Raw genomic sequence first — 13,222 nt, forward strand, 5'->3', positions numbered from 1 at the left:
GTGTTGCCTCGCTCAAACCCGCGTCCAAAATCATCCCCCCCAAGCCGTCGCCGTCAATCTCGGAAGCCGCGTTGTAAGGTCGATGTAAGCCTCCGATCGCATCTGGCCTCGATGGCGTGACGGTAGCGACCATGATTCCAAGGCGGTGTTTGCATCTCGCCTGAGCTTGAAGGGTTCCTTATGGCATCCCGCCTGGTACGTATCATCGTTGCGACGGCTCTAGCAATTCTCTTCGAAACAGCGGTGATTGTGGGGTGCACGCTTGCCACACCCGACAACGCTGCCCCGACGTTCGGCATGACGTGTCTGGCCTTTGCCATCGTGGCATTCCTTGGAGGTCGTATTCCCACTGCTGCCGCGGTGGTAACCGGCGCGCTTGAGCTTGCCCTGATCTTGCCGGGCGAAGGGTTTGCGGTCAGCGATCCGGACCATGCCATCGGGTTGATCGGTGTCATCACCACCGGGGTAATGATGGCCTGGTATGTTGCCCGCCGCGATACGCTTTCCGCGGTTCTGGCTGCGGACGTGGCGGCCAGCCGGCAGGCGGCGGAATGGCGAAGCGTGGCGCATGCGGAGCTCGCGCACCGCCTCTCCAACGATCTGTCAATCTTGGTCTCGATGGCGTCGATCAAGGCGAGCGATGCGACCAGCCTGGAGGCGCGGGACCTTCTCACCGACATCGGTAGCCGATTGGTTGTTCTGGGACGCGTGTACCAGCGTCTCGAAGTGCGCGACCGCGATACGCAGGACGCGATCGCAGCCCGGCAGTTTTTGCTCGATCTCTGCGGCGACCTGCAACTCACCACCTTGAGTATCGGATCGATTTCGTTGCGTGCAGATATCGACGAAAGCCTTCGTCTGCCGATCCGCACGTTGAGCCTGCTTGGTCTAGTTGCAAACGAAATGCTGACCAATGTCCGCAAACACGCTTTTCCTAACGGGGAAGGCGGCGAAGTCTTGCTGTACCTGCACCGGCACACCTTCCGCCCGGACTGCGTCGAGTTGATTGTTACCGACAATGGCGTCGGGTTCAGCAGCGGTGACGGCAAAGATCGCCGTGGTCGCAGCCTTCTGGTTTTGCTCGCGAAACAGATACAAGGCACGATCGCCTATGCGCGGATCTCCGGCACGACCGTGGCGACACTGCAATTCGCCTTGCCAGCCGCCGCTGCAATCGGCGCTATTGGCGCGCAAGGGGAATGACCATTGCGAAGCGCGTGCCACCAACGGGGCCGTCGGAAATGTCCAGGCACCCGTCGTGCAAGGCGACGATCCGCTGGACGATGGAGAGGCCAATCCCGGCGCTGTCGGACCGCCGATGATCGGCGCGCCAGAACCGCTGGGTCAGCAAGCTGCGGTCCATGACGGTAACCCCCGGTCCGCGATCGGTAACACTTACCGTACCTCGAGGATCGACGGCGATTGCGATCAGTGTACCGGTCGGGGTGTGCCGCACGGCATTGCTGATGAAGTTCGAAAGCGCGATCGATAGCAGCACCCGGTTTCCGCGGACCAATACGGGCGCGGCCGGCACGTCCAGAGTCACAGGATGTCCGCTTGCCGCGATCATCGGCGCAGAGTCCGTCAACGTGTCCCGCGCTACAGCCACCAGATCGATGGCAACCAGGTCCTCCTCCTCGATCACGTCGGCGCGCGCGAGATCATGCAATTGGGAAACGACGTGCGAGACCCGGTCGACTTGCGCTAACAAGGTCGCGCGCAAGGCGTCGTCGGACACCGCGTCGAGCCTGATGCGGAGAGTTGCCAGCGGCGTGCGCAATTCGTGCACGACGTTACCGACAAACTCTGATTGCGCCGTAAAGCTCTGTTCCAGCCGTTCGATCAGGCTGTTGGTTGCATGCACCAGCGGGCGCACTTCGGTCGGCAATCCCGCGTCCGCAAGCCGCACATGCAGGCTTCGCGGACCGATTGCCGCAGCATGGTCCGATACTTTGCGGACGGTGCGCACCAGAAGCGCGATCAGCACGCTGTTGACTAACGGTAGCAGCAACAGGATCGGCAGTAGCAATGCAAGATACCGGGTCAGGAACCCGCGCGTGATGTCGTCGGTGATGGCACCCGGGCGGGTTTCGTCCTGCGATACGAGGATCCACCAGGTCATATCGGCGATCCGCGCTGGGACGCTGACCACTACGTAGCTGCCGCGCCTGAACGACTCTTCGCTTCGCCCGCGTCTTACGGCATCCCACGGCACGCCGTTGGCATGCGGGCTGTAAGTCACTGCGTGGCCCGCGGCGTTGACGATCGCGAATGCGCGCCCGTCATAGGTACCCGCGTACAGTGCTTCGAGTGCCGGCGGCAGGAGTACGCGACCGGGAGCAGAGGCCGTTGACGTCACCTCCGCAGCGATGTCCTGCGCCTGTGTAATAAGCAGTCTTTCCTGATACACAGCCTTGGTCTGCTGGAGCACGGAAGCGGTCAGGAGCGGGATGAAGACCATTGCGAACAGGATCGCAGCCCCTTCGAGGAGCAGAATTCGCGCGATTAGCGAACGCGGCCAGCGGATTCTCACGTTGAGGCGCGCAGCATGTATCCAACCCCACGGATTGTCTCGATGACGATCGTCGCGCCAGCATGCTCCAATTTGCGGCGCAGGCGATGGACGTAGACTTCGATCGCGTTGGACCCGAGCGGCTCGGACAAGCCGAATAACTGATCCTCAATTACCGCCTTTACCACGACGCGTCCCGGTCGTCTTAGAAGCACGTCGACCAGTTCGAGCTCCCGCGCAGAGAGAAGAAGCACGCGCCCATCGACGTCTACCGCACGCGCCGTGGAGTCGAAACGAAGGTTGCCGACGGTGAGTTCGGCGCCTGCGAACCCGCCCTGACGGCGCAGGACTGCCCGTAACCGCGCGACGAGTTCCTCGACGTCGAACGGCTTCGCAAGATAATCATCAGCACCGTGATCCAGTCCGCCAATCCGCGCCGCCGTATCGCCGCGTGCGGTAAGGACGATGATGGGAACCGGATCCCGTCGCGCGCGAAGAGCGCGCAAGACCGTCAATCCGTCCGCGTCGGGAAGCCCAAGATCGAGTACGACCGCGCTATACTGGGCTGCCGCCGCCATCTGTAGCGCGTCTGCGGCGGTGTCGGCATGATCGCTGGAAATCCCGCGCCGCGCGAGCGCCGCTGCCAGCGCTTCGGCCAGTTCCCGGTCGTCTTCTACCATCAACAGCCGCATCGTCGCGCCGGTCCCCCTTGCTTCAAGCCCCTCTTGCAGAAAGGCGCCGCGGAAAAATAGGTCTGTAAGTCTGCTGTAAGCCTCGCTGCCTAGTGCGCCGCCTCTACCTGCCTCGCAAACGAGTTCGAGACTGAGATGACGGCGACGACCGACCACGGCATTGGCCTCCCCGCCACGACCAAAATGGACCGACGCGCACAATTGCGCCTGCTTGCGATTGCGGCGCTGATCATTGTCCTGCTCTTCGTTGTAGTCGCGGTCATGCGCGCCGCGACCAAGCCTGCGGAGTCCGTGACACCGACCGCCCCGCCCGGATCCTTTGCCCCGACGAAGGACCAGCTCGCGGCGATGAAGCTGCAGACGGTCCGTGACGGCACGGTGACCGGCGGCATCCAGGCGACCGGTACGATTGCGGTCAACGGGGACAGCAGCACACCCGTTTTACTGCCTTTCTCGGGGCAGGTTGCCGCGGTGTTTGTCCAGGCTGGGCAGAAGGTGACGCGCGGGCAACCCCTGCTGCGGATCGCGTCACCCGATTTCGTCGAGGCACGCGACCAGTTCGTCACCGCAAGCGCTCAGCGCGCGACCGCTGCCGCGCAGGTCCGCATCGCACAGGATACCGCGACCCGGCAGGCCGCGATCTACCAGAGCGCAGGCGGCGCGCTGAAGGATTACCGTCAGGCGCAAAGCGACCTGGTGACCGCGCAATCCGCCCTGCGGTCGGCGGATGCCGCGCTGGCGGCAACGCGCGACAAGCTGTCGCTGCTCGGTAAGGGCGCGACCGAAATCCGGGGGTTGCAGGCGGGCGGCAATGCGATCTCCGCACAGACGGTGTATCGCGCGCCGGTCTCGGGCGTCGTCGCGAGCCGCGACGTGGCGCCCGGCCAATACGTCACTGCGGGCGGCGACAAGCCAATCATGACGATCGCGGATGCGAGCCGCGTCTGGCTGATCGCGCAGCTTGCCGAAGGGGATGCCGCGAGCGTCCATGTCGGCGACCATGCACGCGTCACCACGCCAGCCTATCCGGGCCGGGTGTTCGATGCGGTGATCGACAATGTCGGCGCGGCACTCGATCCGGCGACGCATCGCCTCCCGGTCCGCGCGACCGTCCGCAACGACGACGGCGCACTGAAGCCGCAGATGTTCGCAAGCTTCACGATCGAGAAGCGCAGTGGTGCGGCGACCGGAATCTATGTCCCGTCGGACGCGGTTATCCATGAAGGCGACAAGGCTGTCGTATGGATCGCGGGCGCCAAGGGCTATCTTTACGCTCGCCCCGTCCAGGTCGCGGACAGCACCGACGGTGTCGACCATATCGTCGCAGGGCTGAGGGCGGGCGACCGGATCGTCACGTCGGGCGCCTTGTTCGTGAACGAAGCGGGGCTCTGACGTGAACGGCATCGTCGGCTTTGCGCTGCGCCAGCGCATCCTCGTGCTTATGCTGCTGGTCGGGCTTATCCTGGCCGGCGGCATTGCCTTCTACAACCTCAACATCGAGGCCTATCCCGACCCGGTCCCGCCGATGGTCGAGGTGCTGACACAGAGCAACGGCGTCTCGGCCGAGGAGATGGAGCGTAACGTCACGATCCCAATCGAGGTCGCGATGGCGGGCGTGCCGCATATCACTGCGGTCCGATCGATCTCGCTGTTCGGCCTCTCCGATATCCGGATCCAGTTCAGCTACGATTATACCTTTGGCGAAGCGGAGCAACGCGTGCTCGGCCGCTTGTCACAGCTCGGCGTCTTGCCCGGCGGCGCGCAGCCGCAGATCTCCCCAACCAGTCCGATCGGCGAAATCTACCGCTACCGCATCTCCGCGCCCAAGGGCTATTCGGTGATGGACCTCAAGACGCTGCAGGACTGGGTGCTGCAACGCCGGTTCAAGCGAATCCCGGGCGTCGCTGACGTGACCGGCTGGGGCGGCAAGCTGCGCACCTATGAGGTGGTGGTCGACAACGACCGGATGGTCGCGCACGGCGTGACCGTGTCACAGGTGCTCGCCGCGATCGGCAAGGGCGACAGCAACGTCGGCGCGCAGACGATCAACTTCGGATCGCAGGCGGCGATCGTCCGCGGCGTCGGGCTGATCCAGTCGACCGATGCGATCCGCAACGCGCTCATCGCGACCAATGCGGGCAACCCGGTTTTGGTCAAGGACGTCGCGACGCTGCGGATCGGCAATGCCCCGCGTCTCGGCATCGCGGGCGAGGGCGCTGACGACGACATCGTGATGGGCATCGTGCTGATGCAGCGCGGCGCGCAATCGATGCCGACGATCAACGCGGTCCAGAAAGAGGTCGAGACGATCAACGCGACCGGCATCCTGCCACCGGGCGTCAAGCTCGAGCGGATCTACGACCGGTCCGAGCTGATCGGTGTCACCACCCACACCGTGATGCACAATCTGGTCGAGGGGATCCTGCTGATCTTCGTGCTCCAGTGGCTGTTCCTCGGAAACTTGCGCAGCGCGGTGATCGTCGCGTTGACCATCCCGTTCGCGCTTGCGTTCGCGGTGTTGATCCTCACGGTGCAGGGTGAATCCGCCAACCTGCTGTCGCTCGGTGCGCTCGACTTCGGGCTGGTGGTGGATGCCAGCGTCATCATGGTCGAGAACATCTTCCGCCATATGGTCGAACGGTCCGCCGCGATCGAGGGCGGACATACCCACGCCACCCCGGCGAGCCGCTTCTCCGCGATCATGCACGGGTCGAGCGAAGTCAGCCGCGGGATCTTCTTCGCCGCCGCGATCATCATCGCAAGCTTCATCCCGCTGTTCACACTGACCGGGGTCGAGGGGCACATCTTCGGCCCGATGGCGAAGACCTATGCGTACGCTATCGCGGGCGGGCTGGTCGCGACCTTCACGGTGTCGCCGGTGCTGTCCGCGCTGCTCCTCCCGGACTCGCTCGACGAGGTCGAAACCTGGGTCGTGCGCAAGCTCCGCGCGGTCTACGAACCCGCCGCCGCCTTCGCTTTGTCCAACCGGATCGTCACGCTCGGGGGTGCGGCACTACTGCTCGTCACAGCGCTGGTGGGAATGCGCTCGCTCGGGATCGAATTCCTGCCGCATCTGGAGGAAGGCAATCTCTACATCCGCGCGTCGTTGCCGGGTTCCATCTCGCTCGAGGCGGGGCAACCCTCGGTCAATGCTATCCGCGACATGATCGCCGCCTATCCCGAAGTCCAGCGGGTTATCTCGTCGCATGGCCGCCCCGATGACGGGACCGACGCAACCGGCTTCTTCAACGCCGAATTCTACACCCCGCTCAAGCCCGCCGACCAATGGCCCGCAGGCGTGACCAAGGAAACGCTGACTGCCGAGCTGCAACACCGGTTGCAGGCGCGTTTCCCGGGCGTCGACTTCGAATTCTCGCAATATATCCAGGACAATGTCGAGGAAGCCTCGTCCGGCGTGAAGGGTGCCAATTCGGTCAAGGTGTTCGGCCCCGACCTCGCGACGCTCCAGCATATCGCCGAGCAGATCCGCGACCAGATGGCCAGGGTGCGTGGCGTCGCCGACCTCGGCATCTCCAACTCGCTTGGCCAGCCGACCGTGCAGATCGACATCGATCGCGGCGCGGCGGCGCGCTATGGCCTGACCCCCGACGACATCAACACGTCGGTCGCCGCGTCGATCGGCGGGCAAAGCAGCGGCGACCTGTACGAGCGCGGCACCGACCGGCACTTCCCGATCGTCGTTCGGCTCAAGGACGCGCAGCGCGATAGCCTGGATGCGCTGCGCCGGATCACGATCGGCGCGCCGTCACCGACCGGCACCGGGTCGATCCAGGTGCCGTTGTCCGAAGTCGCCAAGGTCCGCCTGACTACCGGCGCTTCCTTCATCTACCGCGAGCATCAGGAACGCTACGTTCCGATCAAGTTCAGCGTCCGCGGGCGCGATCTCGGCGGCACGGTGGACGAGGTGCAGGCGCGCATCGCCCGGAACGTCACGCTTCCGCCCGGCTACAGCCTCGAATGGGCGGGCGAGCTCGGCAGCCTGACGAGCGCGGTCAACCGGCTCGAGGTGGTCGTGCCGATCAGCCTCGCGCTGATCCTGGTGCTGCTCTACGCCAACTTCTCCTCGGTGCGTGACACGCTGCTCAGCTTCAGCGTGATCCCGATGGCGATCATCGGCGGCGTACTCGCACTCGCGCTGACCGGGACGGCGTTCAGTATCTCGGCGGCGATCGGCTTCGTGGCGCTGTTCGGCATCGCGGTGATGGACGGCATCCTGATGGTGACGACCTTCAACCAGCATATCAACCAGGGATTCGACCGAGACGCGGCGCTGGCGGGCACTGTCCAGACCAGCCTGCGTCCGGTGGTCATGACTTGCCTCGCCGCTGCGATCGGGCTGCTTCCCGCCGCCGTATCTTCGGGAATCGGGAGCCAGGTGCAGAAGCCGCTCGCGCTCGTCGTGGTCGGCGGGATGGGGCTTGCGCCGATCCTGATCCTGCTGGTGCTGCCAGTGCTGATCGGGCGCTTCTCGCGGCATGTGGGTCCAGAGGATCGCGGTGCACATGGGCGCGACGTCGGACATCATCTGCATCCCGTCATCCCGCTGGGAGAACCGGCATGAAGCGCGTCACGCTTGCCGCTCCGTTGCTCCTGATCGGTTGCACGCTCGGGCCGCAACATCCCACCACCGGGCTGCCAATGGCACCCGCGGTCGTGCCCGAACAGATCGCGCCGACACATGGCCCGACGCAGACGATCACGCCGGGTACGGCGCTTGACGCGCAGTGGTGGCAGCGCTTCCAGAGCCCCGCGCTCGACGCATTGGTCACGCGCGCGCTGGCCGCCAACAATGACTTGGCGGTGGCGGACGCCAATTTGCGACAAGCTCGTGCGCAGTTGGTCGTGACTTCTGCCGCCGGCAAGCCGCAGGTCGACGCCTCCTATCAGGTCGAGCGGACCCGCGTGTCGAACGCGTTGCAGAGCCCGCTCGCCGACGCGAGCCAGAACCTTTACACGCTGCACACTGCACAGGTTTCGGTTACCTATCCGCTCGATCTGTTCGGGCTGCAGCGCAATCGCACCCGTTCCGCACGCGCGGCGGCGGAGGTTGCGCAGGATCATCTGCTCGCGGCACGAACGACGGTGGTCGGTAATCTTGTGCTATCGGTAATCCAGCACGCCTCGCTCACTGCCCAGATCGATGCCGCGACCAACAGCGTTTCGGGCAACCGTGATATCCTGCAACTGCTGCAACGCCGGCAGGCGCTGGGCGATATCGGCGCGGCGGACGTCGCCGCGCAGCAGACCGTGCTTTCGACCGCCGAGGCCGCACTGCCAACGTTGATGCGGCAGCGCGACCATCAACGTACCGTAATCGCATCGCTGCTTGGCGTCGCGCCCGGCGCACCCTTGCCCGAGTTGCCGCGGCTGGAAGCGCTCACGCTTCCGTCGTCGCTCCCCGTCGGCTTGCCTGCGCAGCTTGTCGCAGCGCGTCCCGATGTCCGCGCTGCCGAGGCGCAGATGCGCGGTGCCGGCGCGGATCTCGGCGTCGCAATCGCCGCGCGGCTACCCAACATCCTGCTCACGGCGACCGGGGGCAGCACTGCGCTCGATTTCGGTGGGTTGTTTGCAGGCGGGAATCCGTTCTGGGCGCTGCTCGGCGGGGTGACGCAACCGATCTTCCACGCCGGGGCCCTGCGTGGCCAACAGCGCGCGGCCGAAGCGGCGCTCGACAGCGCCAAGGCGCAGTATCGCAGCGCCGCGTTGCAGGCGTTCGCAGATGTCGCGGACAGCCTGTCCGGGCTTCGCACCGATGCCGCTGCGCTCGACGCTGCAACCCGCGCAAACGACGCAGCGTCGCAGAACCTTACCTTTACCCGCCGCCAGCTGTCGCTCGGCGGGGTCGGCACGCTGACCGTTTTCAATGCCACGACCGCAAGCGCTCAATCGACCGCCTTGCTGATCCAGGCACGAGCGCTGCGATTGTCGGACACCGTCGCCCTGTATCAGGCGGTCGGAGGAGGTGTGACGAACCTTGAAAATCACGGGGGTATGTAATGGGCGGGCTAGTAGGAGGGGTCAGCAACAAGATCATCTTGGTCGCTGCCACTTTGACGTTTACGGCACGGGTGGATTTCGAGCATGTCCGCGCGTTGCTGTCACCGCAAGCGACCGTGTCGGCCGTTAGTACGCGGCTCTCACGAAAGCTGCAATTGCCAGGCAAGGGGGCTTCGCCGTCCAGCAAACATAGCCGGCGCCAAGTCGATATCGGGATTGGTGCCGAAGAGATGCGCGTCGATGCAAAGATCGTATCCGACCTCTCCCTTCCCGCCGACATCGACCTGCGGATCGGCCGCGATATGCTCGATCATCTTATAGATGTGGATCTGAAGCATCAGCGGATCCGGCTATTTCTCCGGTCGGAATATTCCAGGGCAACGCGCGGCCTGACCGCAATCGTGCTGACACCGCGCAAGGACGGCAGCTGGACCCTTCCGACCAGAGTAGCGGGCCTGACAAGCGAGACCGGCATCCTCGATTTTTCCAGTGAGTCAGAGTTGATGCTCCCCGCGGCGATCGCTTCCGTCGCCCATATCGGTGACGGTACCGTGGTCCAAACGACCATTGGCACGGCGCAACCGATTGGGCGGAAGGTACACATTCGAGACATGGCGGGTTCGCTCCCGGTCCTTGGCTGGCAGACGTTCTCCGGACGCGATGTGCTGCTGGATCTCGGCCATAATCGCATTTGGCTGCGCAGCGATGCGACTGCGTCTACAGATGCGATGCGCTAGATGTCCGTTGACCGAAAGTTTGGGACACCATCACGGGCATGAATGACCGCCTGCGGTCGTGGAGGGAGATGCCTTCTCAGCGTCCGCTCATGGGTTGGGGGTGCCGCATCGAAGCGGTCCGCCAGCAATCGCTGCAATGCGTGAGATGCCTGAGATGCCTGAGAGGCGCTTGCCCCCGGTCTCGTTTTAGCCGCACCTACGGGAGCATAGCCTCGACGAATGTGTTGGCGCCAAGCCGTTCAAGGAGGAAAGATGCGTGGGTTCATGACGGTACTGGCCTGCGGCGTGGCATGCATCGCGGCGGCGGCGGACGCCGAGGACAGTAATGCCGATCGACTGTGCAGTGAGCGCCCGGGGCTTACCACAAGCGCGTGCGTCACCGCGCCAGGTCGACTCCAGAGCGAGACCGCGCTTACCGACTGGACGCTCGAACGGAGCGACGGCGCGCGTGCCGATACGATCCTCGTCGGTGACACGTTAATTCGTTACGGTGTGGGCGGCAAAACGGAACTGCGGCTCGGCTGGACACCCTACGGCTTCGAACGCGACCGCCACGCAGATGGCAGCGTCGAGCGCAACGGCCGCGTTGGTGACGCAACCGTCGGCGTGAAAACCTCCATTGTCGAACGAACAGGCGACACGGGCTTGGCAATGTCCATCATCGCCACGGCACTCCTGCCGGTCGGGCGGCGGCCGATCGGCGCCGGGGATTGGGGCGCGGCATTCCAGCTTCCCGTCACCTACCGCGCGTCGGACAAAGTCTCGCTGCAAGTTACCCCGCTCATGGCTGCGGCGGTGGACGATGACGGTCGCGGCCGTCATGCCCTGTACGGCAGCGCGCTCGAAATCGAATATTCGTTAAGTGAGGCAGTCAAGGCTGACGTCAGTGCCCAGATGATGCGCGACGACGATCCCGATCCAACAGTTCGTGGCTCGCCGGCTCTGAGCAGTGTCGCGTTATCCTGGCAGCCAAGCCACAATATGCAGCTTGATCTCGGTACCAATGTGGGCCTGAACCAAGCCGTGCCCGATATCGAAGTTTTCGCTGGCGTGTCCCACCGGTTTTGAACGCTAAACGTCTCATGAGGCAGTCACTCAGCCGAACGTAATGCGATCTGCTGGCCTAACCGCCTGTCGTGGAAGCGAGAGAGCAGGACCGCGGCGAAACCAGCGCCGATGAGACACGTTAGCATGTCCCATTGTGTGTCCCATGCATCTCCTTGGGCGCCAAGAAACTCATTTGCGCCCTGACCTAACGCCATGGCAGCCGCAAATTCGATCAACTCGTAGGACGCGCTTACGGCCAAGCAGCACGCCAAGACCAGAGTAGTGAGTAGCCGGCCCGGCGGCATGCCGCCCAGCTTTATGAGCAACTCGCGCAAGACGATGGCTGGTACGAACCCCTGCATTAGGTGGCCAAATCGATCGTATGGATTTCGCGAAAGACCAAGCCAGCTCTCAACGTCAATGCCTATCGGCACCCGCGCATAGGTGTAGGCGCCGCCCACAATCAGTACGAGACCGTGCACAAAGATGAGGGCGAGCGCCAAATTCGTCGGCTGGAAGCGCCGACGCGTCGCCCAAAGAACAGGTAGAACAATGAGGGCGGGCGCGATCTCCATCCACCACGTCGCACGATCAAAGGGGTTCCAGCCCGACACCACGAGCGCGCCGGTCCACCCTACCGTTAACAGCGCGAGCCCTCTATTAATTCGTGACCGGTTCTGTTCTGGCATTTAACCTCCGAACCCTCCCGTACTGCGCCGATTAGGCGATGCAATCGAGAGCGGTGATCTGGCACCTTCGACACCTTTTTCGTTCCGCGGGCACTTCAGCTAAACCGGAATCGACCGTCAGATCTACCGCCCTTTCCCCTCCATGCCAGCGACTGCGCGTTAAGCGCAATTAAGTCAGCCTTTCCGGCCAGCAGCGCCTCGCCGGTGGCGATCGCACGGGCCAGCACCGCGTCGGGCGCATTAGCGTAAGCGGGTCTACCCACAATATGGTCGTACCAACACCCGCCACAGGCATCGTCGAGCAGAATACGCTGGAAACAGTGATCAAGCCGCAACGACCACTGCGCTTCGATCGCGCGCTTGGGAAGGCGTATGCGGGTGAGATCCAACCATTGCTGCTCGATTCCTACTCGCGCGCTTTCCGTCATCGATAACCTCCGTGGCCCACCCGACAATGCCTGCATCGGTGAGCACTACTAGTCCGCAGCGGCTAAATTTCGGCAAGACCTGCTGCCGCTTGAATGAATGGCAGGTTTCGGGAAGCTGACATTGGCGACCGACGTCGCTTTGTGGTCTTTGCAGCCCCACACTGTCGGACAACTCCGCCCAATTTGCGGGGCCGCTGTCCCGCTAAGGGTACCTTATTGGGAAAGTCGGATTGGTGGGAAGCGCGAAATGATGAGACTTTGAAACTGACTAACCTCGTGAGGAAAGCGCAGAGTGCCGACCCGGCGCTGCTCACCTTACCAAGGCACCTCGTTCTGCTCGAAGTAGAAGCGGCCGGTCATATCCTGAGCGTTCTGGGTCGCCAGCCAGACGATGCCCGTCGCTGCCTGCTCAACCGTGCGGTATCCGGTATGGCCGTTGAAGTCGGTCGCGGTATAGCCGGGGTCCGCTGCGTTTACCGTGATCCCGCAGGCGGCCAGCTCCCTCGCAAACGCGACCGTCACCGCGTTGAGCGCGGTTTTCGAGCTGTTGTATCCGAGGATGTTGACGTCGTAGTGCGGGTTGCTTCGGTCCGATAGCCAGCCCAACGAGCCAAGCCCACTGCTGACCATGATAACGCTGGCATCGGTCGCTGCCTTCAGAAGGGGAAGGAAGGCTTGCGTCACCCGGATCGGGGCAAAGACGTTCGTTTCGTAGATCGTCTTGATGTCACTGAGCGGCTGCTCGCTCGGTAGAATTGGTTGAAGACCAGGGATGCCGGCATTGTTGATCAGAATGTCGAGTTTGCGGTCGTCCCCTTCGATGCGGGCAACCGCGGATCGGACGCTGTCGTCACTGGTCACGTCGAGCGTCAGTGCCCGGACATTGATCCCCTCGGCGACGAGGGTCTCAGCGGCCGCCCCGCCGCGATCCGCGTCGCGGCTGCCGAGCCAGATCCGAAAGCCCTGCTGGCCCAATTGTCGCGCGGTTTCGTAGCCGATGCTCTTGTTGGCACCCGTGATGAGGACGGTTCTGTCGGTCATGCTATGCTCCTGCGCAGCGGTCGGCGACGGTGCGCCACCCGAGCCCTACGTCTTGAGG

Annotated in this window: 11 protein-coding genes; 6 read left to right on the forward strand and 5 right to left on the reverse strand. The window is 63.7% G+C overall.

Translation table 11 applies throughout. The features are described 5' to 3' along the window. Window positions 1–180 precede the first annotated feature (180 nt). Window positions 181–1,203 (forward strand): sensor histidine kinase, encoded by a 1,023-nt coding sequence (locus AC3WJR_RS02235; protein WP_492721914.1) that lies wholly within the window; start codon window positions 181–183, stop codon window positions 1,201–1,203. Here AC3WJR_RS02235 and AC3WJR_RS02240 read toward each other — a convergent pair. Next, window positions 1,181–2,461 (reverse strand): sensor histidine kinase, encoded by a 1,281-nt coding sequence (locus AC3WJR_RS02240; protein WP_492721915.1) that lies wholly within the window; start codon window positions 2,459–2,461, stop codon window positions 1,181–1,183. The two genes, AC3WJR_RS02235 and AC3WJR_RS02240, sit on opposite strands and share 23 nt — an antisense overlap. Window positions 2,462–2,529: 68 nt before the next feature. Then, window positions 2,530–3,204, reverse strand: coding sequence for a response regulator (locus tag AC3WJR_RS02245; RefSeq protein ID WP_492721917.1), 675 nt, complete (start codon window positions 3,202–3,204; stop codon window positions 2,530–2,532). Between the two features lie 135 nt (window positions 3,205–3,339). On the opposite strand from AC3WJR_RS02245, the gene AC3WJR_RS02250 reads away from it, so the two are divergent. The 5 genes from AC3WJR_RS02250 to AC3WJR_RS02270 all read left to right on the forward strand — a co-directional run bounded on the left by AC3WJR_RS02250 (window position 3,340) and on the right by AC3WJR_RS02270 (window position 11,027). After that, complete coding sequence (locus tag AC3WJR_RS02250; RefSeq protein WP_492721919.1) at window positions 3,340–4,596, forward strand: efflux RND transporter periplasmic adaptor subunit; 1,257 nt, start codon at window positions 3,340–3,342, stop codon at window positions 4,594–4,596. Window position 4,597: 1 nt separating this feature from the next. Beyond that, window positions 4,598–7,786, forward strand: coding sequence for an efflux RND transporter permease subunit (locus AC3WJR_RS02255; RefSeq protein WP_492721920.1), 3,189 nt, complete (start codon window positions 4,598–4,600; stop codon window positions 7,784–7,786). Further along, a complete protein-coding gene (locus AC3WJR_RS02260) occupies window positions 7,783–9,222 on the forward strand; it encodes an efflux transporter outer membrane subunit (protein ID WP_492721922.1) in 1,440 nt (479 codons plus the stop codon). The genes AC3WJR_RS02255 and AC3WJR_RS02260 overlap by 4 nt, the downstream gene beginning before the upstream one ends. Continuing rightward, window positions 9,222–9,959: a hypothetical protein gene (locus tag AC3WJR_RS02265; RefSeq protein WP_492721924.1), complete on the forward strand. Its 738-nt coding sequence runs from the start codon at window positions 9,222–9,224 to the stop codon at window positions 9,957–9,959. The genes AC3WJR_RS02260 and AC3WJR_RS02265 overlap by 1 nt, the downstream gene beginning before the upstream one ends. Before the next feature lie 252 nt (window positions 9,960–10,211). Further along, the gene (locus AC3WJR_RS02270; protein ID WP_492721926.1) at window positions 10,212–11,027 is read left to right on the forward strand and encodes a transporter; all 816 of its coding nucleotides are present in this window, start codon (window positions 10,212–10,214) and stop codon (window positions 11,025–11,027) included. Between the two features lie 23 nt (window positions 11,028–11,050). Here the strand turns inward: AC3WJR_RS02270 and AC3WJR_RS02275 are convergent, their stop codons facing one another. From AC3WJR_RS02275 to AC3WJR_RS02285, 3 genes are all read right to left on the reverse strand, one after another. Next, a complete protein-coding gene (locus AC3WJR_RS02275) occupies window positions 11,051–11,695 on the reverse strand; it encodes a DUF2238 domain-containing protein (protein WP_492721927.1) in 645 nt (214 codons plus the stop codon). 95 nt (window positions 11,696–11,790) lie between these two features. Next, on the reverse strand, window positions 11,791–12,123 hold the full coding sequence (locus AC3WJR_RS02280; RefSeq protein WP_492721928.1) for a GCN5-related N-acetyltransferase: 333 nt from the start codon (window positions 12,121–12,123) through the stop codon (window positions 11,791–11,793). 315 nt (window positions 12,124–12,438) lie between these two features. Then, window positions 12,439–13,164 carry an SDR family oxidoreductase gene (locus AC3WJR_RS02285; RefSeq protein WP_492721930.1) on the reverse strand — a complete coding sequence of 242 codons (726 nt, stop codon included), beginning with the start codon at window positions 13,162–13,164 and terminating at the stop codon, window positions 12,439–12,441. Window positions 13,165–13,222 lie beyond the last annotated feature (58 nt).

The sequence above is a fragment of the Sphingomonas sp. FW306-05-A genome (assembly GCF_058782275.1).

Bases quoted from the DNA above. Each gene is read 5' to 3' on its own strand.
- AC3WJR_RS02235 (WP_492721914.1), top strand. From the start codon at position 181: ATGGCATCCCGCCTGGTACGTATCATCGTTGCGACGGCTCTAGCAATT.
- AC3WJR_RS02240 (WP_492721915.1), bottom strand. From the start codon at position 2,461: ATGGTCTTCATCCCGCTCCTGACCGCTTCCGTGCTCCAGCAGACCAAG.
- AC3WJR_RS02245 (WP_492721917.1), bottom strand. From the start codon at position 3,204: ATGCGGCTGTTGATGGTAGAAGACGACCGGGAACTGGCCGAAGCGCTG.
- AC3WJR_RS02250 (WP_492721919.1), top strand. From the start codon at position 3,340: ATGACGGCGACGACCGACCACGGCATTGGCCTCCCCGCCACGACCAAA.
- AC3WJR_RS02260 (WP_492721922.1), top strand. From the start codon at position 7,783: ATGAAGCGCGTCACGCTTGCCGCTCCGTTGCTCCTGATCGGTTGCACG.
- AC3WJR_RS02265 (WP_492721924.1), top strand. From the start codon at position 9,222: ATGGGCGGGCTAGTAGGAGGGGTCAGCAACAAGATCATCTTGGTCGCT.
- AC3WJR_RS02270 (WP_492721926.1), top strand. From the start codon at position 10,212: ATGCGTGGGTTCATGACGGTACTGGCCTGCGGCGTGGCATGCATCGCG.
- AC3WJR_RS02275 (WP_492721927.1), bottom strand. From the start codon at position 11,695: ATGCCAGAACAGAACCGGTCACGAATTAATAGAGGGCTCGCGCTGTTA.
- AC3WJR_RS02280 (WP_492721928.1), bottom strand. From the start codon at position 12,123: ATGACGGAAAGCGCGCGAGTAGGAATCGAGCAGCAATGGTTGGATCTC.
- AC3WJR_RS02285 (WP_492721930.1), bottom strand. From the start codon at position 13,164: ATGACCGACAGAACCGTCCTCATCACGGGTGCCAACAAGAGCATCGGC.